24 protein-coding genes are annotated in these 21,272 nt (G+C 58.9%); 1 reads left to right on the forward strand and 23 read right to left on the reverse strand.

Going from position 1 to position 21,272, the window contains the following annotated elements; translation table 11 throughout:
- Positions 1 to 176 precede the first annotated feature (176 nt).
- The 23 genes from araH to AK821_RS21635 form a co-directional block, all read right to left on the reverse strand.
- Complete coding sequence (gene araH / locus AK821_RS21520; protein WP_064391681.1) at positions 177 to 1,145, reverse strand: L-arabinose ABC transporter permease AraH; 969 nt, start codon at positions 1,143 to 1,145, stop codon at positions 177 to 179.
- A gap of 12 nt (positions 1,146 to 1,157) precedes the next feature.
- Complete coding sequence (araG, locus tag AK821_RS21525) at positions 1,158 to 2,705, reverse strand: L-arabinose ABC transporter ATP-binding protein AraG (RefSeq protein WP_064391494.1); 1,548 nt, start codon at positions 2,703 to 2,705, stop codon at positions 1,158 to 1,160.
- Positions 2,706 to 2,758: 53 nt separating this feature from the next.
- Positions 2,759 to 3,763, reverse strand: a complete 1,005-nt coding sequence (locus AK821_RS21530) for a substrate-binding domain-containing protein (RefSeq protein WP_064120360.1) — start codon at positions 3,761 to 3,763, stop codon at positions 2,759 to 2,761.
- 134 nt (positions 3,764 to 3,897) lie between these two features.
- Positions 3,898 to 4,716, reverse strand: coding sequence for an SDR family oxidoreductase (locus AK821_RS21535; protein WP_064391495.1), 819 nt, complete (start codon positions 4,714 to 4,716; stop codon positions 3,898 to 3,900).
- A 271-nt stretch (positions 4,717 to 4,987) separates the two neighbouring features.
- Positions 4,988 to 5,863 (reverse strand): SMP-30/gluconolactonase/LRE family protein, encoded by an 876-nt coding sequence (locus tag AK821_RS21545; RefSeq protein WP_064391497.1) that lies wholly within the window; start codon positions 5,861 to 5,863, stop codon positions 4,988 to 4,990.
- Positions 5,864 to 5,994: 131 nt separating this feature from the next.
- Positions 5,995 to 6,711 carry a FadR/GntR family transcriptional regulator gene (locus AK821_RS21550; RefSeq protein WP_064391498.1) on the reverse strand — a complete coding sequence of 239 codons (717 nt, stop codon included), beginning with the start codon at positions 6,709 to 6,711 and terminating at the stop codon, positions 5,995 to 5,997.
- A gap of 136 nt (positions 6,712 to 6,847) precedes the next feature.
- Complete coding sequence (locus AK821_RS21555; protein ID WP_064391499.1) at positions 6,848 to 7,408, reverse strand: DUF1285 domain-containing protein; 561 nt, start codon at positions 7,406 to 7,408, stop codon at positions 6,848 to 6,850.
- 15 nt (positions 7,409 to 7,423) lie between these two features.
- Positions 7,424 to 8,029 (reverse strand): DUF4823 domain-containing protein, encoded by a 606-nt coding sequence (locus AK821_RS21560; RefSeq protein ID WP_064120365.1) that lies wholly within the window; start codon positions 8,027 to 8,029, stop codon positions 7,424 to 7,426.
- Positions 8,030 to 8,198: 169 nt separating this feature from the next.
- A complete protein-coding gene (locus AK821_RS21565; RefSeq protein WP_064391500.1) occupies positions 8,199 to 9,167 on the reverse strand; it encodes a GTP 3',8-cyclase MoaA in 969 nt (322 codons plus the stop codon).
- Positions 9,168 to 9,304: 137 nt separating this feature from the next.
- Entirely contained in the window at positions 9,305 to 9,943 is a 639-nt protein-coding gene (locus tag AK821_RS21570) for a TetR/AcrR family transcriptional regulator (protein WP_016986022.1), read from the reverse strand.
- A gap of 454 nt (positions 9,944 to 10,397) precedes the next feature.
- Entirely contained in the window at positions 10,398 to 11,189 is a 792-nt protein-coding gene (locus tag AK821_RS21575; protein WP_064391501.1) for a TatD family hydrolase, read from the reverse strand.
- 15 nt (positions 11,190 to 11,204) lie between these two features.
- Positions 11,205 to 11,561 (reverse strand): PilZ domain-containing protein, encoded by a 357-nt coding sequence (locus AK821_RS21580; protein ID WP_064391502.1) that lies wholly within the window; start codon positions 11,559 to 11,561, stop codon positions 11,205 to 11,207.
- A gap of 42 nt (positions 11,562 to 11,603) precedes the next feature.
- The gene (locus AK821_RS21585; protein ID WP_064391503.1) at positions 11,604 to 12,587 is read right to left on the reverse strand and encodes a DNA polymerase III subunit delta'; all 984 of its coding nucleotides are present in this window, start codon (positions 12,585 to 12,587) and stop codon (positions 11,604 to 11,606) included.
- The gene (gene tmk, locus AK821_RS21590) at positions 12,580 to 13,212 is read right to left on the reverse strand and encodes a dTMP kinase (protein WP_064391504.1); all 633 of its coding nucleotides are present in this window, start codon (positions 13,210 to 13,212) and stop codon (positions 12,580 to 12,582) included. Before tmk ends, AK821_RS21585 begins: the two co-directional genes overlap by 8 nt.
- Positions 13,213 to 13,231: 19 nt before the next feature.
- A complete protein-coding gene (gene mltG / locus AK821_RS21595; RefSeq protein WP_064391505.1) occupies positions 13,232 to 14,416 on the reverse strand; it encodes an endolytic transglycosylase MltG in 1,185 nt (394 codons plus the stop codon).
- 3 nt (positions 14,417 to 14,419) lie between these two features.
- Positions 14,420 to 15,235: an aminodeoxychorismate lyase gene (gene pabC / locus AK821_RS21600; RefSeq protein WP_064391506.1), complete on the reverse strand. Its 816-nt coding sequence runs from the start codon at positions 15,233 to 15,235 to the stop codon at positions 14,420 to 14,422.
- Positions 15,235 to 16,479: a beta-ketoacyl-ACP synthase II gene (gene fabF, locus AK821_RS21605; RefSeq protein WP_064391507.1), complete on the reverse strand. Its 1,245-nt coding sequence runs from the start codon at positions 16,477 to 16,479 to the stop codon at positions 15,235 to 15,237. The genes pabC and fabF overlap by 1 nt, the downstream gene beginning before the upstream one ends.
- Before the next feature lie 111 nt (positions 16,480 to 16,590).
- On the reverse strand, positions 16,591 to 16,827 hold the full coding sequence (acpP, locus tag AK821_RS21610; protein WP_003175607.1) for an acyl carrier protein: 237 nt from the start codon (positions 16,825 to 16,827) through the stop codon (positions 16,591 to 16,593).
- Between the two features lie 196 nt (positions 16,828 to 17,023).
- Positions 17,024 to 17,767, reverse strand: coding sequence for a 3-oxoacyl-ACP reductase FabG (gene fabG, locus AK821_RS21615; RefSeq protein WP_034155354.1), 744 nt, complete (start codon positions 17,765 to 17,767; stop codon positions 17,024 to 17,026).
- Between the two features lie 16 nt (positions 17,768 to 17,783).
- The gene (gene fabD / locus AK821_RS21620) at positions 17,784 to 18,722 is read right to left on the reverse strand and encodes an ACP S-malonyltransferase (RefSeq protein WP_064391508.1); all 939 of its coding nucleotides are present in this window, start codon (positions 18,720 to 18,722) and stop codon (positions 17,784 to 17,786) included.
- Positions 18,723 to 18,845: 123 nt separating this feature from the next.
- The gene (plsX, locus tag AK821_RS21625; RefSeq protein ID WP_082355480.1) at positions 18,846 to 19,856 is read right to left on the reverse strand and encodes a phosphate acyltransferase PlsX; all 1,011 of its coding nucleotides are present in this window, start codon (positions 19,854 to 19,856) and stop codon (positions 18,846 to 18,848) included.
- Between the two features lie 4 nt (positions 19,857 to 19,860).
- Positions 19,861 to 20,043, reverse strand: a complete 183-nt coding sequence (gene rpmF, locus AK821_RS21630) for a 50S ribosomal protein L32 (protein ID WP_003179396.1) — start codon at positions 20,041 to 20,043, stop codon at positions 19,861 to 19,863.
- Positions 20,044 to 20,056: 13 nt separating this feature from the next.
- Positions 20,057 to 20,584, reverse strand: a complete 528-nt coding sequence (locus tag AK821_RS21635; RefSeq protein ID WP_008086273.1) for a YceD family protein — start codon at positions 20,582 to 20,584, stop codon at positions 20,057 to 20,059.
- A 105-nt stretch (positions 20,585 to 20,689) separates the two neighbouring features.
- On the opposite strand from AK821_RS21635, the gene AK821_RS21640 reads away from it, so the two are divergent.
- On the forward strand, positions 20,690 to 21,268 hold the full coding sequence (locus AK821_RS21640) for a Maf family protein (protein WP_064391509.1): 579 nt from the start codon (positions 20,690 to 20,692) through the stop codon (positions 21,266 to 21,268).
- Positions 21,269 to 21,272 lie beyond the last annotated feature (4 nt).

Here is a 21,272-nt window from a genome sequence, read left to right on the forward strand (position 1 = left end):
GGGGGATATTTGGGATATACATCGACCTGAAAGTGCTTTACCGAATCCACAATCGACCTGAAAGCGCCTTGCTGAATCCATAATCGACACAATCTTTCAGGTCGATGTATCACGCAAGACCACTCGGTCGGCCCCCTCTCCCCCAGGGAGAGGGCTGGGGTGAGGGGCTCTTGATTCTAGCGTTGCTTCAGTCGGTCAATCACCACAGCCAACAGAAGGATCGAACCACGAATCACATACTGATAAAACGTGTCGATATTCTTCAGGTTCATCGCATTCTCAATGATCGCCAAAATCAACACCCCGGCAATCACATGCCGAATCATGCCGATCCCGCCGCTCAACGACACCCCGCCCAGCACGCAAGCCGAGATCACCGTCAGTTCAAAACCCTGACCAATCATCGGCTGCCCGGAGGTCATCCGCGACGCCAGAATCACACCCGCCAGCGCACCGATCACACCGTGCACGGCAAAGATAATGATCTTGGTCCGGTCAACGTTGACGCCCGCGAGCAACGCCGCTTCCTGGTTGCCACCGATGGCCATGGTGTTACGCCCGTAGGTGGTGTAATTCAGCAGCCAGCCAAAAAACAGAAAGCAGACGATGGTGATCAGAATCGGCACCGGCACGCCGAACAACTGGCCATTGCCGAAAACGAAGAACGATTCCTGCGACACGCCCACCGCTTTGCCGTTGGCAAAAATGTACGCCAGACCGCGAACAATCTGCATGGTCGCCAACGTGGTGATCAATGCATTGACGCGCAACTTGGCAATCACAACCCCGTTGAACAGCCCGACAATCAGGCCCACCCCCACCGCCGCCCGGCCCCCGAGAAGCGCGCTGTTGGTGCCACGCATCCCCACCGCCGCGACCACGCCGGCGCAGGCAATCACCGAGCCCACCGACAAGTCGAAGTGCCCCGATGCCAGGCAGTACAACATGGTGCACGCGGCAATCCCGGTGGTGGAAATCGCCAGACCCAGACCACGCATGTTCAGCGGCGAAAGGAAGTTGTCGATCAGCAGCGTACAGGCAACGAAAATGCCCACAGCCGCCAGCAGCATGACCCAGTCATCGAGGAAGCGACGCATGTCCAGAGGTTTGCGTTCTTTGGGCAGGGTTTCGTTTTGGGTTGTCATCATAGTCACCTCTCAGTTCGCCACGCCGTCAGCGCGGTGGCGCGGCAAAGCCAGTTGCAGCAGGTTGGATTCATTGGCCTGGTCGCGGCTGATTTCGCCGCGCAGGGCGCCTTCGCAGAGCACCAGAATGCGGTCGGAAATACCCATCACTTCCATCAGATCGCTGGACACCACGATCACCGAAATGCCGTCGGCGGCGAGGTTATGGATGATCTGGTAGATCTCGGCCTTGGCGCCGATGTCGATACCGCGCGTCGGCTCGTCGAGCAGCAAGACCTTCATCGGCATCGACAGCCAGCGACCGAGAATGGCCTTCTGCTGATTGCCACCGGAAAGGAATTTGATCTGCTGGCCGGCATGCGGGGTTTTCACTTTCAGGGCTTTGATCTGTTTGTCGGCATTGCCCTTTTCCCACAGACCGCGAATCAGGCAACCGAGCCCCGAATGAGCACCACGTGCGCTGATGTTGATGTTCTCGGCGACGCTGGCCAGCGGGATGATGCCTTCCTTCTTGCGATCCTCCGGACAGAGCAAAATGCCCGCCGCAATTGCATCACGCGGTGAGCGCAACTTCAGTTCGTGGCCGCGCAGTTCGAGGCGTCCGGCGGTGTTGCGCTCAAGACCACTGAGCAGGCGGAACAGTTCGGTGCGCCCTGCCCCGACCAGTCCGAACAGGCCAAGAATTTCGCCTTTGTGCGCGTCGAAACTGATCGGCTCGCGCAGGCCCGGGCCGAGCAAACCGTCGACCTTCAGCGCGACGGCGCCGCGCGGACGATGGCGGTAATCGTAGATATCCTGAATGTCGCGCCCGACCATGCAGGTCACCAGTTGATCGTGGCTCAACTGGCTCATGTCGTCGAAAGTGCGCACGTAGCGACCGTCCTTGAACACCGTCACCGCGTCGCAAATGCGGAACACTTCTTCCATGCGGTGCGAGACGTAGAGCACGACTTTGCCCTCGTCACGCAGACGGCCGATGATCGCCATCAAACGGTCGATCTCGCGGGCCGAGAGGCTGCTGGTCGGTTCGTCGAAGGCAATCACATGGGCGCCGCGTGACAGCGCTTTGGCGATTTCGACCAATTGCCGCTGGCCGAGGGACAGGCGTCCGACCTTGGTCTGCGGATCGATCTCGTCGGCCAGGCCTTTCAGGCAATTCAAGGCTTGTTGGCGCAGCGTGCCGCGATTGATCAAACCGAAACTGGCCGGCAGATGGCCAAGAAACAGGTTCTCGGCGACAGTCATTTCCGGCACCAGATGCAATTCCTGGTGAATCACCGCGACGCCACTGCCGATGCTGTCGGCGGTCGACTTGAACGCCATGGTCTGCTCGCCGATCTGCAACTCGCCGCTGCTCGGGATGTAAGCGCCGCCGAGGATTTTCAGCAGGGTCGATTTGCCGGCGCCGTTCTCGCCCATCAAGGCATGAACCTGCCCCGGATGCGCGACGAAACTGATAGCGTCCAGCGCTTTCACGCCGGGAAAGGTTTTGCCGATCCCGTTGAAACGCAGGCTGCCGCTGGCGCTGTGTTGTGCTTGTGTCTGTACTTGCGCATGCATAAAGCCACCTCTTCACACCGAAAAACGGCCCGGCTGCCCGGGCCGTCGCTACGTCAGTTCCACAAGCCGATTTTTTCCAGCTCTTGCTTGAAGTTCTCGCGGGTGATCAGGGTGACGTCGTCCATCGCGGTGTACTTCGGTGGCTCTTTACCGGTGGTGACCCACTCGTACATCATCTCGGCGGTTTTGTAGCCTTCGATGTGCGGGCTTGGCAGCATCGAACCGAAGAAGCCACTGTTGGGCTTTTTCAGTTCGCCGATGGCGTCGGTACCGTTGATGCCGATGCCGATCACGTTGGCCGCAGCAAACCCGGCGGCTTCGGTGGCGCGCACGCCGCCGAGCACGGTGTTGTCGTTCATGCCGCCGATGATCAGGTTTTTCGCCGCGCTCGGCAGTTTCACCAGCGCCGAGTTGGTGGCGTCCATGCTGCCCGGTACGTCGAGGGTTTTCAGCGCGGCGAAGAGGATGTGATCCTTCGGCATGCCGGCGTCTTCAAGGGATTTCACCGAGCCGTCGGTGCGCTTCTTGCCGGTGTCGAGTTCGTTGTAGGTGTTGACCACCGCGTAGGTGTCTTTCCAGTCCCAGTTGCGTTTTTTCGCTTCGGCAACCATGGCGTTGCCCTGCTTCTGGCCGACTTCGAATGCCGCCATGCCGAGGTACGGCACGTCTTCCATGAACTTGCCGTTGGCGTCGACGAAACGGTCGTCGACGGCAATCACTTTCAGGTCATTGAGTTTGGCTTTGGCCATGATCGCCGGGCCGAGCGATACATCCGGCGGGCAAATCACAAAACCCTTGGCGCCGTTGGCGGCGAGGCTGTCGATGGCCGACAGGGTTTTCTCGCCATCCGGCACGGCGATCTTGATCAGTTCAAAACCCTTGTCCTTGGCGGCTTTCTCGGCGAAGGCCCACTCGGTCTGGAACCACGGTTCTTCCGCCTGTTTGACCAGGAAACCGATTTTCACGGTGTCGGCAGCGAGCAGCGCACTGCTCAGGCTGAACGCGGTAACCGCCAGGGCGGTACTGCACAGGGTACGAATCCCGAAACGACGTTTCATAAGCTGACTCCTTGTTATTTTTTTGAGCAAATTTTGAAAAGCGTTAAAGCGTGTTCCTGCAAAGCCTGTTGAAAATAGTCATATCGTATGATGATTGAATTTCAAGCGGACTCATCCGCATAAAACCCGATCAATCAGTCGTGGTACATCACCGAGCGCCCACCATCGATGGTGATGCATGACGCGTTGATGAACGGCGCTTCGTCGCTGGCCAGGAACACCGCGGTCATCGCCACTTCAAGCGGCTGGCCGATACGTTTCGGCGGGTGCAGATCAAACGCGCGCTGACGTTCAGCGTGCGGATCGGCGAAACCGTTCCAGTAATCGACGTTCAGTTGCGTTTCGATATAGCCGGGTGCGATGGCGTTCACGCGGATGCCCTTCGCGGCGTACTCGATGCCGAGGGCACGGGTCAGGCCGAGCAAACCGTGTTTCGCCACCGGGTACGGGAAGCAGCCGGGAATGATGTGGCTGGAATGGGTCGAGGCAATGTTGATGATGCTGCCGACGCCCTGCTCGATCATCTGCGGCAGCACCGCTTTGCAACCGAACCAGGCGCCATCGAGGTCGATGGCGAAGCAGCGATGCCAGTCTTCTTCGGTCATTTCCAAAGGATCACGGAAGACGTTGACCCCGGCGCAGTTGACCAGCACGTCAATGCGCCCGTGCAACTCAACGGCGCGTTTGGCCATGGCGTGCAAATCGTGCTGACGCGAGACATCCGCCTTCAGCGCCTGCACATCAGAGCCCTGGTCGCGCCAGTGCGCGGCCACCTGCTCGACCTTTTCGGCCTGAATATCGCTGATCACCAGTTTCGCTTGCTGCGAGGCAAACGCAGCGACGATGGCTTCACCGATGCCTTGCGCAGCACCGGTCAGCAGCACGACCTTGTTTTTCAGACGCTCGCCCTTCGGCGGTGCGGGCACCGGCGGCAGGGAAAGAGGTTCAGCCATGGAACAGGACTCCTGTTTCGCGAGCACAAAAAAACCGGGCATCTGCCGATGTCCGGTCTGGAAGGCGGTTGGAACGAAACAGGCAGGCGCGGCTGACGGCATCGAGCCGTTGCGAGACGCGGACTCCACACGGGAGTGCGATAGACATTCGCTGCATCACTTCACCTGTTTTGTTCTTTTTAAGTGTGAGTGCGTGTTACTGCTGGAGCCGACTATAAACCCGACTGCCAAATAATCTCAATATATAATTTTGCATCCCATATTTTGGGATTTAGTTTGCAAACCGTGTACAGAGTTTTCCTGCAACATCAACGCGCATCGACAGCACCGCGCCATCCAGTGGATGGTTGTGCGGACTCTGGGCGCTGGTGATGAACAGGGTTTTCAGGTCTTCACCGCCGAACACACAACTGGTCGGGCGGCTGATCGGCAGGTCGATTTTGCGCTCGACTTTGCCATCCGGTGTCAGCCGCAGCAGGCAACTGCCGTCCCAACGCGCATTCCAGATGTAGCCTTCGGCGTCCATTGCCGAACCATCCGGCCCGCCCTGCTGGTCAGGGCCGTACCAGGTTTCAGCCGCACCGAGGTTGCCGTCGGTGTGAATGAAATAGCGGTGCAGCGTGCTGTCGAGGCTGTCGCCGAACAGCACTGTTGTGCCGTCATCGCTCCACAGCAGCGTGTTGGGAATCCCCAGATTACGCAGTAAGGGTGTAACGCGTTTATCCGGATCGATGCGGAACAAACCACCGGAGCGCCGAATGATCGGCAGATCTTCCCCCTGCTCGCCGATGTTGTTTTGCATGGTGCCGAGCCACAGGCGACCTTGACCATCGCAACGCGCTTCGTTGGGGCGATTGCCTGGCTGCGGATCGGCGACGCAGAACAACGTCAGGCGTGGCTCGAGGCCGGGAGAATCGAGGTCGAGACGGTAGACGCCGCTGCTCAGGGTCACCAGTGCATCGCCGCTGGCACAGGGGATGAACGCGGAAACGTGTTCGGGCATTTGCCAGATCTGCACGTTCTGGCCAATTAGGCGCAGGGCCTGTTTGCCAGCGATGTCGACCCAGTACAACGCCTGCGTCGGTGCGTCCCAGAATGGGCCTTCGCCGAGCTGGGCGCGGTGTTGGGTCAGGGCGGTCCACGGCATATAACGGTCTCCATTGTTCTTGTTTTTACTGTAGGAGTGAGCTTGGTCGCGATCGCGGTAGACCAGTCGAAGCTACTTTGCCTGATACGACGCTATCGCGAGCAGGCTCACTCCTACAGGGGATTTTTGTGTCAGCCCGCTTTTCTGTCAGCCATGACTTTCGGGTAAAAACGTTTGATCGCCAGATCGGCGTTATCAATCAGGGTCATGCACGCCCACACACCGCGCGCAGAATCGCGGGCGGCGATGGCATCGGCCATGTCCTTGTGGATCGGCAAAGTGCGGCGCAGTTCATCCGGATCGGCCGCAGAAACTTCAAATGACACTGCGAGCAACGCACCGAGCGCCGGGACCATTTGTTCGATGAATTGATTGTGGCTCGCCGCGAGGATGCATTCGTGGAAGGACTGATCGGCGCGGTTGTAATCGGTGCCGCTGTCGACCGCACGCTCAAGGGCGTTGTAGGCCAGTTGCACCGCTTCGATCTGCTCCAGGGTCGCGCGCTCACAGGCCCAGCGCACGGCCATCGGTTCGATGGTGCGGCGCAGGTCGAGCAAGTCATCGACGAAGTTTTCCGGCAAGCCATTACGCGACAGCCAACCGACGACTTGCGGATCGAACAGGTTCCAGCGCCGCACCGGCAGCACGCGCGTGCCGACTTTCGGCCCAACTTCGAGCATGCCTTTGGCGACGAGGGTTTTGATCGCTTCGCGGATGACCGTACGGCTGACCCCGAGCTGTTCGCCCAGATCGGCCTCGACCTTGATGGTCTGCCCCGGTTTGACCTGGCCGGCGGCGATCCAGCTGCCCAGCCAGTCGACCGTGGATGCGTGATAGCTGCTGGACATGAACACCTCAAAGCGGATCGCGATGGGTGATCAAGCTAATCATCATATGATTAACTGTCAACGACAAAAAAGATCGCAGCCTTCGGCAGCTCCTACAGGTGTACGCCATGTAGGAGCTGCCGAAGGCTGCGATCTTTTAAGGTTCGAGGCCGATGCGGAAGAACTCGCCGCCGCTCCACACACCCAGCCAGCGCTGACCGTCGATTTCGCGACTCACTGCCAGTTCCACCAGTTGGTAGAACACATTGCGATGAATCAGCGCTTCAAGGTTGCTGCGGATATGCACGTAAGGCGCCGGCTCTTGCGTTGTCGGATCGATCTCGACGCGGATCGGATGCTCCGACCCGGCCTCGGCGGTTTCTTCAACGTTGGTGGTGAAGCGCAACAATTGCGCCTCCCCTTCGCCTTCAACCTCGACCGCAATCGCCACAAACGGCGCATCGTCGACCTTGATCCCGACCTTCTCGACCGGCGTGATCAGGAAATAATCATCACCATCGCGGCGGATGATGGTGGAGAACAACTTGACCATCGGCTTGCGCCCGATCGGCGTGCCCAGGTAATACCAGGTGCCGTCGCGGGCGATGCGCATATCGATGTCGCCGCAAAAGTCCGGGTTCCACAAGTGCACCGGCGGCAAGCCTTTGGTTTTCGGGATCTGTCCCAACAGGTCATTGGCTTTTTGCGGGCCACTCATGGCGTTCTCCTTGAATTATTGGTCGCCGACTCCCAACAGACTGCGCGCGTACTGTGCCAGCGGCGGGCCGATCAGGTCTTCGGGCTTGCTGTCGTGGAACGTCAGTAAACCGCCACGACTCTTGATCCGTGCAGTATCAATCAAATACTGGGTGCTGGTCTCGATCAACATGATCTGAATCACGCCGCCGTCGATGCCGAGACGATCCACGGCTTCCTGATCGAGCCACTCGTCAGAGTTGCCGATGCGGTCGTCAGCCTTGGCAAAACGCGTGTACAGCAGATAATGCGCGCCAGCGTCACGAGCTTCGCCCATTGCCTGATCGAGGCCTTCCGGCGCACGCGCGCGACGAACCATCGGGAAGTATTCGACGAAACCCTTGAAGGCTTCTTCGGCCACCACATTGGGGCGTGGATATGAACCACCCGGCGGGGCGAACGCACCTTGGGCGATGTAGATGAACGAGTCCGGTTGAATACGGAAGTTGTTCACCCGACGGCTGTCGCTGTGGTCCAGCAATCCTGCATCGCTCATCTGGTAGCGAGTGCCTTCGGCCATATCGCTGACAGTCATACAGCCGCCAAGCGCCAAAACGGCCAGCAGCAAAACCAGGCTACGCATCCTATTCCTCCAGAGGCCGGTGACGGAAAACCGGCGAATGGCCGTTGGATGCAGCTTTTGCGCCAGCTCGGGATCTTTGTCGAATGAAGGATGGCTTTCGCGAGCAGGCTCGCTCCCACAGGATTACGAAAAACGCTGTGGGAGCGAGCCTGCTCGGGAAAAAGAGGTATCAGCCGCCGATAATCTTCATGACTGTTGCGCCGCCAGAGAACGCCACTTCCTGCTTGTCCCCCAACGCTTTGACCAGCAAACGCTGCAGCGCCGGCAAGGCTTGATGACGCGGTTTGTCGAGCAGATCGCCGACATAGTGGCGGTTACTCGACGACAGGCAACCGTGCAGCCAACCGGTCGACGACAGGCGCAAACGCGAGCAGGTCCGGCAGAACGGCACGCTTTCGTTGGCGATCACGCCAAAGTTGCCCAGCCCAGGGATCGCATAACGCACGGCCGTGGCGTCCACAGGCGCATCGGTTTGCGCATACTCGTAGCGCTCGCCAATCAGCTCCAGCAACTGTTGCAGGCTGACGAACTGTTGCAGGAACGCATTGTTGTCCTTGGCCAGATGGCCCATGCGCATCAACTCGATGAAACGCAGTTCGTATCCGCGCGCCAGGCAGTAATCGAGCAGCGGCATCACCTGATCAAGGTTCTGCCCGCGCAATGGCACCATGTTGACCTTGATCTTCATCCCAGCGGCGCTCGCCTGATCCATGCCATCGAGCACGGTGGCCAGGTCACCGCCACGGGCAATGCTGCGGAACGCGCCGGCGTCGAGAGTATCGAGGGACACATTAATCCGACGCAGACCGGCATCCACCAGCAGCGGGAGTTTTTTCGCGAGGAGTTGACCGTTGGTCGTCAGGCTGATGTCGTCCAGGCCCATCTTGCCGACAGCCGTCATGAACGATTCGAGTTTGGGGCTGACCAGCGGCTCACCGCCAGTAATGCGCAAGCGCTCGATGCCAGCGGCTTCGATCAGATACGCCACGCCACGTGCCATGGCTTCGGCCGACAGTTCATCCTGCGCAGCCACCAACCGCTTGCCGTTAGGCACGCAATAGGTACACGCGTAATTGCAGGCTGAGGTCAGGCTGATGCGCAAATTGCGAAAACGCCTGCCTTGACGGTCAACGATCATGATCACTCCGGCGATAGAATTTCGAGCCGCTAAAACTTGACTCACAAATCAAGTTTTAGCAAGCCCTATGCCTGAGTATATTCCTGCGGTACTGCGTCATGTAGCGAAATCATGGCGCAATAAGGCAACTGAATGGTTCAGCTGCTTGGGGTTTCCGGATCGCGCTTGCGCTTGTTGCCCATACGCACGCCGATGTCCATCAGGAACTGGAAGAAACCTTCCTGATCTTCCAGCACATTGCTCCAGAACGGCGAGTGATACAGCGCGACAGCGCCGTGCACCAGGGCCCAGGCCGCGCAATAGTGGAAGTAAGGCGGCACGTCTTCGAGCTTGCCTTCGCTGATGCGGCCCTTGATCAGCAGGGTCAGGCGTTCAAAGTTCGAGGCACGGATCTTGTGCAGCTCCTCGACCATTTCTGGCACCTGATTGCCCTTGACCACCTTTTCTTCGAGGCGGTCGAACAGGCGATAGCGCTGCGGGTCGCGCATGCGGAATTCGAAGTAGGCGCGGGACAGCGCTTCCTTGTCCTTGTCGACATCAGCCGAATGCAGCAGCTCGTTCAAATCACGCTCGTAGTCGAGCATCAGGCGCAGATAGATCTCGGCCTTGGATTTGAAGTGCTTGTAGATCGTGCCTTTGCCGATACCCACGGCATCAGCAATCATCTCGACGGTGACACTGTCTTCACCTTGGTCGAGGAACAGCTTGAGCGCGGTATCGAGAATTTCTTGCTCGCGGCGACGAAACTCACGGACCTTACGAGGTTCTTTGTGCATAAGAAAAGGTCTGAAGGGTCAAAATTCGAAGCCGCGTATTATGCCTAACTTGCGCAAAAATGCACGGATCATCCGACCATATCTGTGTTTCTTGTTCGTTTTGAGAACGTTTTGGGCGCAATGAGAACTCAACTGAAGCGAACGTATTCCAAATTTGTTTAAAAACCCCGACCAGCTAACTGGACTGCGCGCCAGACTGATCAATACTTGAACTGTCGGGCGACATCTCCCCCAAGTGTCGCGCCGATAAAGGTACCAAAGGACCGCGTGCCTTTGTTTTACTCCTAATGGTCTTAACCCGGATTCACCCCCCAGAACCCGGGTTTTTTTTGCCTGCGATTTAACGCTTGGCCCAGCTACCTGCACATCACAACTGTAAGGGCTGCCGCAGGCTTCGATCTGTGGCCTTTGCCTGTCAAAATCAAGATCAAAAGATCGCAGCCTTCGGCAGCTCCTACGCGGCCGATTTAACGGAGGCCAGCGGGAACAGGCGCTTGAAGTTCTCGGTGGTCTGTTCGGCAAAGCGCTCGTAGTTCTCACCGCGCAACATCGCCAGGAATTCCGCCACTTCACGCACGTATTGCGGCAGGTTCGGCTTGCCGCGATAAGGAATCGGCGCCAGATACGGCGAGTCGGTTTCCACCAGCAGGCGATCCGCCGGGACTTTGCTCGCAACATCACGCAACGCATCGGCATTGCGGAACGTGACGATACCCGACAAGGAAATGTAATAGCCCATGTCCAGCGCAGCCTTGGCCATGTCCCAGTCTTCGGTGAAGCAATGCAGCACACCGGCCTGGGGCAACGCCGCTTCGCGCAACAGTTCAAGGGTATCGGCGCGAGCGCCACGGGTATGGATGATCACCGGTTTGCCGGTCTGCTGCGCGGCTTGCAAGTGCAGGCGGAAAGACTCCTGCTGCAATTCGGCGGCTTCCGGCTCGTAGTGATAATCCAGACCGGTTTCGCCGATCGCCACCACTTTCGGGTGATTAAGTTCGTGCAGCAACCAGTCCAGCGCAGGCGCCGCGCCCGGCTGTACATCCAGCGGATGCACGCCAACCGAACAATCAACGTCGTCGTAACGCTCAGCCAGCGCTTTGACGTCGGCGGCGTTATCGGCACTCACACCGATGCACAGAAAGTGCCCTACTCCGCGCTCGCGTGCCGCATCAAGTGCGGCATCCAGCGAGCCGTCATGGGCAGCGAGGTCGAGGCGATCAAGGTGACAATGGGAATCTACGAGCATAAAAAGGACGGCTACTTACATCGTATGAGTGGGACGGTCGGATTTAAGCGCTCCGGCCAGATGGGTTTCGATGCGACTGCGCGCGGTATTGTCGCCATCGTTGAACTGCACGCCGACACCGGCGGCGCGGTTACCTTGTGCACCTTTGGGAGTGATCCAGGTGACTTTGCCGGCAACCGGAATTTTCTCGGCCTCGTCCATCAGATTGAGCAGCATGAACACCTCGTCGCCCAACCTGTAGCTCTTGTTGGTCGGGATGAACAAGCCACCGTTCTTGATGAACGGCATGTAAGCGGCGTAAAGCACCGACTTGTCCTTGATGGTCAGAGACAAAATGCCGTTGCGCGGGCCCGGGCTGACAGATTCATTCATGTTGACCTCCACTGCTGATGCTCAGAGTCTAGGTACACATTCTTATCTTTGACCAGGCAATCCCGCCCATTGCACCAACAATGCTTCAAGCAACAGTGCCGGATTGAGGTTGGCCTTGCTCATGACTTTCTGGCGCTGGGCGAGAATCCAGTCCTGAATCTCGAGAACTTTGCCCTGCGCGCTTTTCTGCGCCAGATACTGCACGACTTTACGCATATCGGTCACACCGAGACCCGCTTCATCCTGCGTCAATTGATAGCGCAGGATCAGGCTCGACCAATCACAGAACCAGTCGAACAGCCGCAGCATCGGAATGCTTTTCCATTCTTCGGCCAGTTGTGTCGGCGATTGCTGTTGCTTGAGCAACTTCTTCACGCCCTCGACCACTTGCGCGCGCTGTTCGCGCACACCCTGCGACTGCAGACTGACCGCCATCAGCGGCGATCCGGCGGCCAGCGTCAGCAGTTCGACACGTTCGTCTTCGGAGCAATCCGGCAAAGCCTGAGCCAGCCATTGCAAGCTCATCGCCTCGCCCGGCAACGGACAGGCCTGCTGTACGCAGCGGCTCTTGATCGTCGGCAGCAAACGGCTGGTCTGATGGCTGACCAACAGCAAAACCGTATCGCCGGACGGCTCTTCAAGGCTTTTCAGCAAGGCGTTGGCGGCGTTGATATTCATCGACTCGACCGGCTCGATCAGCACCACTTTGCGCCCGCCCAGTTGCGCGGTCTGCACCACGAAGCTGACCAGATCACGCACCTGATCGACCTTGATGGCCTTGTCGGCTTCTTCCGGTTCGAGGATGTAATTGTCAGGGTGACTGCCAGCCTTGAGCAGCAGGCAGGATTTGCACTCGCCGCAGGCTTCCGGCGTCGGCCGCTGGCAAAGCAGGCTCGCCATCAAACGTTCGGCCAGCGCACGCTTGCCGATGCCTGCCGGGCCGTGCAGCAGATAGGCGTGCGCGTGCTGCTTACGCCCGGCCAGTTGCTGCCAGAGACTGTCCTGCCATGGATAGGCCTCAGCCACGGGCCAGCTCCAGCAGATTCGGAATCAGGGTATCCAGCGATTGCTGTACCTTGGCCAACGGCTGACCGGCGTCAATGCGCACATAGCGCGCAGGATCGGCTTCAGCGCGTTTGAGAAACGCATTGCGCACTGCCTCGAAAAACGCCCGGCCTTCCAGCTCGAAACGATCCAGACGACCACGGGCACTGGCGCGGGCCAGGCCGATTTCCACCGGCAGATCGAAAATCAGCGTCAGGTCCGGGCGCAGATCGCCTTGCACAAAGGTTTCCAGCGTGGCGATGCGCTCCAGCGACAAGCCGCGACCACCGCCCTGATAGGCGTAAGTCGAATCGGTGAAGCGATCGCACAGCACCACTGCGCCACGCACCAGTGCCGGGCGGATCACCTCGGCCAGGTGCTGGGCGCGTGCGGCGAATACCAGCAGCAATTCGGCATCCGGGGTCATGACTTCGTCAGCTGGCGCCAACAACACCTCGCGAATTCGCTCGGCCAGTGGCGTACCGCCGGGCTCACGGGTCAACACCACCTCGATACCGGCGGCGCGCAGGCGCTCGGCGAGGTATTCGCGGTTGGTGCTTTTGCCGGCGCCTTCCGGGCCTTCCAGCGTAATAAACAAGCCAGTCACAGGCAGTCCTTAATCAAAGTCATTGCGTGTTTTGTGGGGCGGCGGCTTCCGGTGCCGGGGTCGGCGCAGGCTCCTGAGCTGGAACCTGCGGCAACGCTTCCGGCGCCGTATCCGGTGATGCACCTGGAAGCGCTTCTTCCGTCGCCGGGGCCGCTTCAGGCGTCAATGCAGGCGCCGGGCTGGAACGGTAATCCGCGCGGCGCTTGAGCTGATACTCACGCACCGCATTGTTATGCGCATCCAGATCATCAGAGAAGACATGGCTGCCGTCGCCACGGGCAACGAAATACAGGCTGGTACCTTCGACCGGATTCAGCGCCGCATGAATCGCTTCACGCCCGACCATCGCAATCGGTGTCGGCGGCAGGCCGGGAATCACATACGTGTTATACGCCGTCGGCTCTTTCAAGTGCGCACGGGTCAACTTGCCGGTGTAGCGATCGCCCAGGCCATAGATGACTGTCGGATCGGTCTGCAACTGCATGCCCAAGGCCATTCGACGCACGAAGACGCCAGCAATCTGCCCGCGCTCCTGGGGTACGCCGGTCTCTTTCTCGACCAGCGAGGCCATGATCAGCGCTTGATAAGGCTCGGTGTACGGCACATCGGCAGAACGGCTTGCCCACTCTTTCGCCAGGACTTCGTCGAGGCGATCAAAGGCTTTCTTCAGCAACTCGGCATCAGACATGCCACGCACGAAACGGTAGGTATCGGGGAAGAAACGGCCTTCCGGGAACAGACCTTTATGACCAATCTTCGCCATGACGTCGCTGTCGCTCAAACCGTTCAGGGTCTGTTCGATTTTCTCGTCCTTGGCCAATGCGGCGCGCACTTGATGGAAGTTCCAGCCTTCCACCAGGGTCAGGCTGTACTGAACCACGTCGCCACGTTTCCACGAGTCGATCAGACCGTTGACGGTCATGCCCGGCTGCATGCGGTATTCGCCGCTGTGGATCGGTGTACCCGCGAGATTGAAGCGCCAATAGACCCGCAACCAGAACGCGTCCTTGATGACACCATCGGTTTCGAGTCCAAGAAAAGTACGGGTCGGTGTCGAGCCTTTCGGCACATCCAGCAGTTCTTCCTGCGTGATGTTCAGGGGCTGTTCCAGCGCGGAGTGAATCATCCAGGCGCTGGCGCCCAGCAACAGCCCTGCCAGAACCAGTCCGGTTTCCAGCAGCAGCAGCAAAAGTTTACGTCTCACTAATCAGGCATCCAGTAGGGCGCGGGCAATGGTTTGCAGTTTACGGGTGAGCGGGCCAACCGGCCAGCTCAGTGCAGCGTAGGCGCGTACCGGCCAGACGCCATAAACGCTGTTGCAGAGAAACACTTCATCGGCCCATTGCAGCTGTTCGAGGCTGATGTCGGCGATTTGCGTGGGGATGGCCAAAGACTCGGCCTGAAACAATATTTCGGCACGCATCACGCCGGCAACGCCGCAGCGCTTCAAGTCCGGCGTGATCAACACACCGTCGCGCACCAGAAACACATTGCTGAACACTCCTTCGATGACTCGACCGGCCTGATCGAGCATCAAGCCTTCGGCGTGCTCGCTGTCCTGCCATTCGGCGCGGGCGAGCACCTGTTCAAGGCGATTGAGGTGTTTGAGTCCGGCGAGTAACGGCTGTTTGGCCAGTCGCGTGCTGCACGGGAACAGGCGCACGCCCTGCTCGGCATGAACAGCAGGATAAGCAGCAGGAGGATTGCCTTGCAGAATGCGTCGACCCGGTGCGGCAGGGTCGGGCGCATAACCGCGCAAGCCGTCGCCACGGGTGAGGATAAGCTTGAGCACGCCCTCGCCCATCGCTGCCGCATAACTCAGCAGCTCTTGGCGAATCAGCTCGATATCGGCCGCGATGGCCAGACGTGAACAACCATCGGCCAATCGCCTCAGGTGTCGATCCAGCAGGATCGGCTGACCATTGCGCACAGCGATGGTCTCGAACAGACCATCGCCGTAAGCCAGGCCGCGATCTTTCAGCGACAGACTGTCAGCCGGTTGACCGTCGACCCAGCAGTCCATCAGCCTGCGAACCGACGGAACGCCAGGGTGCCGTTGGTGCCGCCAAAACCGAAGGAGTTGGACAGCACGACATCGATGTCCATGTTGCGCGCGGTGTGCGGCACAAAATCGAGATCGCAGCCTTCGTCCGGCTCTTCGAGGTTGATGGTCGGTGGCGCCACCTGGCTGTTGATCGCCAGCACGCTGAAGATTGCTTCCACCGCGCCCGCCGCGCCCAGCAGGTGACCGGTCATCGACTTGGTCGAGCTGACTGCCAGTTTGTAGGCGTGTTCACCGAACACCGACTTGATCGCATTGGCTTCGGCAAGGTCGCCGGCCGGGGTCGAGGTACCGTGGGCATTGATGTACTGCACTTGATCGACGTTGATCTTCGCATCGCGCAGGGCGTTGGTGATGCAGCGCGCTGCACCGGCGCCGTCGGCCGGTGGCGAGGTCATGTGGAACGCATCGCCGCTGGTGCCGAAACCGATCAGTTCGGCATAAATGGTCGCACCGCGTGCCTTGGCATGTTCCAGTTCTTCAAGAACCAGTGCACCGGCACCGTCGGACAGCACGAAACCGTCACGGCCCTTGTCCCATGGACGGCTGGCGCGAGTCGGCTCATCGTTGCGCGTCGACAGCGCACGGGACGCGCCGAAGCCGCCCATGCCCAGACCGCAAGCGGCCATTTCAGCACCACCGGCAATCATCACGTCGGCTTCGTCGTACATGATGTTGCGCGCCGCCATGCCGATGCAGTGCGTACCGGTGGTGCATGCAGTGGCGATGGCGTAGTTAGGTCCCTGTGCGCCCAGATGGATGGACAGGAAACCGGAAATCATATTGATGATCGAGCCTGGCACGAAGAATGGCGAGATTCGACGCGGGCCCGTCTCATGCAGAGTACGGCTGGTTTCTTCGATGTTGGTCAGACCGCCGATACCCGAACCCATGGCCACGCCAATGCGTTCACGGTTGGCGTCGGTGACTTCGAGCCCTGCATTGCGCACGGCCTGAAAGCCGGCAGCGAGACCGTACTGAATGAACAGGTCGAGCTTGCGCGCTTCCTTGACCGACAGGTATTCCTCGACATTGAAACCCTTTACCGAGCCGCCAAAGCGGGTGGAATAGGCAGAAAGGTCGGTGTGTTCGATCAGACCAATGCCACTGCGGCCAGCCAGAATGCCCTGCCAACTGCTCGGCACATCCGTGCCCAGTGGCGACAACATACCCATACCGGTGACTACGACGCGTCTACGCGACACAGCACTCTCCTTTTTCAAATGACGACGACTTTGCATCAGGCCTAAAGAAAAAACCGCACGCCATGATGGCAGTGCGGTTTTTCCATGACAGCAAACAACGATTACAAACTATTACGCCTGGTGGCTAGTAACGTAGTCGATTGCAGCTTGTACAGTAGTGATCTTCTCAGCTTCTTCGTCAGGGATTTCGGTCTCGAATTCCTCTTCCAGAGCCATCACCAGCTCAACGGTGTCAAGGGAGTCGGCACCCAGGTCTTCTACGAAGGAAGCAGTGTTGACCACTTCTTCTTCTTTAACACCCAGTTGCTCGGCAACGATTTTCTTGACGCGCTCTTCGATGGTGCTCATACCTTGTTTTCACTCCTAATGGACAAATTCAGGCAGCTGGCCAGTGGGTAAGTGTATAGAAAGACTTTTCAGCTTTTCAACTGAAAGCTTCACTCCTCAAACCCTGCGGCCCTCTGCCTATAAATAGATTGCAGCTTTATAACGGATTTTAGACAGCTCGTATGACATTTTTTTGAAGCAATCCGTCACATTTTACTTACATGTACATCCCACCGTTCACCGGGATTGTAGCCCCAGTGACGTATGCCGCACCGTCGGATGCAAGAAAAGCGACCACAGACGCGATCTCTTGAGCTTGTCCCAGACGACCCAGCGGAATCTGCGTCTGCAAGGCTTCACGCTGTGCTTCAGGCAGCTCGCGCGTCATATCGGTGTCGATAAACCCTGGGGTTACCGAGTTGACCGTAATCGAACGCGAACCGACTTCACGCGCCATTGCACGGCTGAAACCTTCCAGACCGGCCTTGGCGGCTGCATAGTTTACTTGGCCAGCGTTGCCCATGGCACCCACCACCGAGCCAATACTGATAATTCGCCCCCAACGCGCCTTGGTCATGCCACGTAGAACGCCCTTGGACAGGCGATACAGACTGTTCAGGTTGGTATCGATCACGTCGTACCACTCGTCGTCTTTCATGCGCATCATCAGGTTGTCGCGGGTAATGCCGGCATTATTGACCAGAATCGCCACTGGCGCACCAAACTGCTCCTGGATGCCTGCCAGCACGGCGCTGACCGATTCATCGCTGGTGACGTTGAGTTCGAAACCTGCGCCCTGAATACCATTTTCCTTCAGGGTCGCAGCAATGCGCTCAGCGCCCGAAGCGGAAGTCGCGGTGCCGATAACGATGGCGCCCTGACGACCCAGTTCCAGTGCGATGGCCTGGCCAATGCCGCGGCTTGCACCGGTGACCAGTGCAACTTTACCTTGCAGACTCATGCAAGTTTCTCCTGATTCAGGCTTGCGCTGCACGAGTGGCAGCGAAAGCGTCTGGGGTATTGAGGTTGGAAGTCGCCACGCCTTCGGCGCAACGTTTGTTCAGACCGGCCAGGACTTTGCCCGGGCCGCATTCGACCAGACTGGTCGCGCCTTTGGCGGCCAGAGTCTGTACCGACTCGACCCAGCGCACTGGCTTGTACAGTTGTTCGAGCAGATCACGCTTGAGGGTTTCCAGATCGGCCGGCACTTGTGCGCTGACGTTCTGTACCACCGGGATCTGCGGCGCCTGCCAGTCGATGGCGGCGATGGATTCGGCAAAACGCTCGGCAGCCGGACGCATCAGCTCGCAGTGCGACGGCACGCTCACCGGCAGCGGCATGGCGCGCTTGGCACCACGCGCCTTGCAGCCTTCGATGGCGCGCTCAACGGCAGCCTTGGCGCCGGCGATCACGACCTGACCCGGGGAGTTGAAGTTGACCGCGCTGACCACTTCGCCTTGCGCAGCTTCCGCGCAGGCTGCCAGCACGTCAGCATCTTCCAGACCGAGGATGGCAGCCATGCCGCCCTGCCCGGCCGGAACCGCTTCCTGCATCAGTTGACCACGGCGCTCAACGAGCTTGACCGCGTCAGCCAGTGTCAGGCTGCCAGCCGCGACCAGTGCGCTGTATTCACCCAGGCTGTGACCGGCAACGAATGCCGGACGCGCACCACCTTCCGCCAGCCACAGACGCCACAGGGCGATCGATGCGGTCAGAATGGCCGGTTGGGTTTTATCGGTTTGATTGAGCAGCTCTTCCGGGCCCTGCTGGGTCAATGCCCACAGGTCATAGCCCAGAGCCGCAGAGGCTTCTTTGAAAGTTTCGAGGATCAACGGATATTCCGCGCCCAGCTCGGCCAGCATGCCGAGGGACTGCGAACCCTGTCCTGGAAAGACGAATGCGAGGGAAGCAGACATGTAACAAGCCCCTAATGATCTTGTCGTCGGAAAATGACGCCCCGCTTGGGGACGCAAGAAACTGACAGTTGGATGGCCCTTTGAACCGGGCGGTCACATTTAAGCATTGTCCGACGAAAACGCCTAAGACAACAGATCCTCCAGACGACCGTGAAGGCGCTCGGGCAAGTTCTCCTGGATCTCGATCAGCGCGCGCTGAATCGCGCTCTGAAAGCCCTGAACCCCGGCCGAACCGTGACTTTTCACAACGATGCCCTGCAACCCGAGAAAGCTTGCGCCATTATGTCGCGCCGGCGCCAGGTCAGCTTGCAGGCGCTTCATCAGCGGCAACGCCAAGGCCCCGACCGCACGTGAGGCAAAATTCTTTTTGAACAAGGCCTCGATGCGCGCCGCAATCATCGTCGCCAGACCTTCGCTGGACTTGAGCAGGATGTTGCCGACAAAACCGTCGCAAACCACGACATCCGCCTCACCACGATACAAGCCATCACCTTCAATGAAGCCGATGTAATTGATACCGCGAGCAGCCTGTAACAACGTCGCCGCGAGTTTGACCTGCTGATTGCCCTTGATGTCTTCGGTGCCGATGTTCAGCAGCGCAACGCGCGGACGATTGATCCCCAGCGTCTGCGCTGCCACCGAGCCCATCACCGCAAATTGCAGCAAGTGTTCGGCGCTGCAATCGACATTGGCGCCCAGATCGAGCAACTGGCAAAAACCTTTCTGCGTCGGAATCGCGGCCACCATCGCTGGGCGATCAATGCCGGGCAGCGTCTTCAGGACAAATCGCGACAGCGCCATCAACGCACCGGTATTACCGGCGCTGACACAGGCCTGAGCCTTGCCATCACGCACCAGTTCCAGGGCGACACGCATCGACGAGTCCGGCTTGCCACGCAAGGCCTGGGTCGGCTTTTCGTCCATGGTGATGACTTCGCTGGCCGCAACAATCGTCAGGCGCGCGCGATCGGCAGCCGACTGGCCGAGGATCAGATCTTCAAGAAGGGAGGGTTGACCGACGAGGGTCAGGTGCAGCGAGGGTGTAGCAGACAGACAAGCGAGGCTCGCCTGAACAATGCTGCGGGGACCGAAGTCCCCGCCCATTGCGTCAATCGCGATGACTTGAGCGGACAAGTGATTACTCGTCAGCGCCCTTGTCGATCACTTTACGGCCACGGTATACGCCTTCTGGCGATACGTGGTGACGCAGGTGAACTTCACCAGTGGTTTTTTCTACAGACAGGGTGCTAGCCTCGAGAGCGTCGTGCGAACGGCGCATGTCACGGGCAGAGCGGGATTTTTTGTTCTGCTGAACAGCCATAATTGATTAACTCCTAAACGTTTGGGTCACGCTTTAACTGCGCCAATACACTGAACGGGTTGGACCGCGTTGACTCGTCCTCGCTCGGTTCGGGCTCATCGAGACCCGCCGGCTGCTGGCATTCTTCCGGATGATGAGCAGGCACAATGGGCAAGGCGAGCAAAAGCTCCTCCTCGATCAGTGACTGCAGATCCAATGGATCTTCGCCCAGTTCCAGCACGTCATAACCTTTCGGCAACGACTGGGTATTCGCACCCTCTTTCACCACAGCATAACTGCATTCGCTGTGGATCGGCAGGGTGACCAGCTCAAGACAACGCTGGCAAACCATTTTGACTTCGGTGTCGATAAAGCTGTGGATTACCACAGATTTACGTTCATCTCGTTCAAAAACGAATTTCGCCTGCACCGTACCGACATCGTCGGAAAGCGGGTCGCAGAGTCTCTTCAAATCGGCTAGCAGCAATTCACCTTGAAGGGTGGTGCCACGATCAGCCAATTTGCGCGGGTCAACGTGAGGTGGAATCGGGTCATTCAACATAGGCGCAGCATTATAGGGATGCACCCACCCATGTCAAAGGAAATTGTGCCCTGTCCGTCACTTGCGTGCCTCCGCTAGAATTCGCACCTGCCTCAGGAGATGCGAATGCTGCCTTTATTACTCGCTTCAAGCTCGACCTATCGTCGGGAATTGCTCGCCCGCCTGCACCTGCCGTTCGTCTGCAGCTCGCCGGATATCGATGAAAGTCATCGCCCGGGCGAGTCAGCCAGCGAACTGGTCAAGCGCCTCGCCGAGCAAAAAGCCCGGGCACTGGCCGACAGCCATCCCGCTCATCTGATTATCGGCTCGGATCAGGTAGCCGTCCTCGGCGAACAGATTATCGGCAAGCCGCATACCTTCGAGAAGGCTCGCGAACAACTGATGGCCGCCAGTGGCGCCAGCGTGACATTCCTGACCGGTCTGGCGCTGCTCAACAGCCAGACCGGCGAATGCCAGGTCGATTGCGTGCCGTTCACCGTGCACATGCGCCAGCTCGACCAGGCGCGCATCGAGCGCTATCTGCGCATCGAGCAGCCATATGACTGTGCTGGCAGCTTCAAGGCGGAAGGGCTCGGCGTGAGCCTGTTTCAATCCACGGAAGGCCCTGACGCCACCAGCCTGGTCGGCTTGCCACTGATTCGCCTGATCGACATGCTGCTGATCGAAGGCGTGCAGATCCCTTAAAGCA

This window comes from Pseudomonas sp. RIT-PI-r (genome assembly GCF_001297015.1).
Lineage (GTDB): Bacteria > Pseudomonadota > Gammaproteobacteria > Pseudomonadales > Pseudomonadaceae > Aquipseudomonas.

What these genes read in the sequence shown, in the direction of transcription:
- rpmF (WP_003179396.1), bottom strand. Translation starts at nt 20,043, where the DNA reads ATGGCTGTTCAGCAGAACAAAAAATCCCGCTCTGCCCGTGACATGCGC.
- araH (WP_064391681.1), bottom strand. Translation starts at nt 1,145, where the DNA reads ATGACAACCCAAAACGAAACCCTGCCCAAAGAACGCAAACCTCTGGAC.
- fabD (WP_064391508.1), bottom strand. Translation starts at nt 18,722, where the DNA reads ATGTCTGCTTCCCTCGCATTCGTCTTTCCAGGACAGGGTTCGCAGTCC.
- araG (WP_064391494.1), bottom strand. Translation starts at nt 2,705, where the DNA reads ATGCATGCGCAAGTACAGACACAAGCACAACACAGCGCCAGCGGCAGC.
- AK821_RS21560 (WP_064120365.1), bottom strand. Translation starts at nt 8,029, where the DNA reads ATGCGTAGCCTGGTTTTGCTGCTGGCCGTTTTGGCGCTTGGCGGCTGT.
- AK821_RS21570 (WP_016986022.1), bottom strand. Translation starts at nt 9,943, where the DNA reads ATGCACAAAGAACCTCGTAAGGTCCGTGAGTTTCGTCGCCGCGAGCAA.
- pabC (WP_064391506.1), bottom strand. Translation starts at nt 15,235, where the DNA reads ATGGACTGCTGGGTCGACGGTCAACCGGCTGACAGTCTGTCGCTGAAA.
- AK821_RS21640 (WP_064391509.1), top strand. Translation starts at nt 20,690, where the DNA reads ATGCTGCCTTTATTACTCGCTTCAAGCTCGACCTATCGTCGGGAATTG.
- fabG (WP_034155354.1), bottom strand. Translation starts at nt 17,767, where the DNA reads ATGAGTCTGCAAGGTAAAGTTGCACTGGTCACCGGTGCAAGCCGCGGC.
- AK821_RS21550 (WP_064391498.1), bottom strand. Translation starts at nt 6,711, where the DNA reads ATGTCCAGCAGCTATCACGCATCCACGGTCGACTGGCTGGGCAGCTGG.
- AK821_RS21565 (WP_064391500.1), bottom strand. Translation starts at nt 9,167, where the DNA reads ATGATCGTTGACCGTCAAGGCAGGCGTTTTCGCAATTTGCGCATCAGC.
- AK821_RS21575 (WP_064391501.1), bottom strand. Translation starts at nt 11,189, where the DNA reads ATGCTCGTAGATTCCCATTGTCACCTTGATCGCCTCGACCTCGCTGCC.
- AK821_RS21555 (WP_064391499.1), bottom strand. Translation starts at nt 7,408, where the DNA reads ATGAGTGGCCCGCAAAAAGCCAATGACCTGTTGGGACAGATCCCGAAA.
- AK821_RS21530 (WP_064120360.1), bottom strand. Translation starts at nt 3,763, where the DNA reads ATGAAACGTCGTTTCGGGATTCGTACCCTGTGCAGTACCGCCCTGGCG.
- AK821_RS21545 (WP_064391497.1), bottom strand. Translation starts at nt 5,863, where the DNA reads ATGCCGTGGACCGCCCTGACCCAACACCGCGCCCAGCTCGGCGAAGGC.
- acpP (WP_003175607.1), bottom strand. Translation starts at nt 16,827, where the DNA reads ATGAGCACCATCGAAGAGCGCGTCAAGAAAATCGTTGCCGAGCAACTG.
- AK821_RS21635 (WP_008086273.1), bottom strand. Translation starts at nt 20,584, where the DNA reads ATGTTGAATGACCCGATTCCACCTCACGTTGACCCGCGCAAATTGGCT.
- AK821_RS21580 (WP_064391502.1), bottom strand. Translation starts at nt 11,561, where the DNA reads ATGAATGAATCTGTCAGCCCGGGCCCGCGCAACGGCATTTTGTCTCTG.
- AK821_RS21535 (WP_064391495.1), bottom strand. Translation starts at nt 4,716, where the DNA reads ATGGCTGAACCTCTTTCCCTGCCGCCGGTGCCCGCACCGCCGAAGGGC.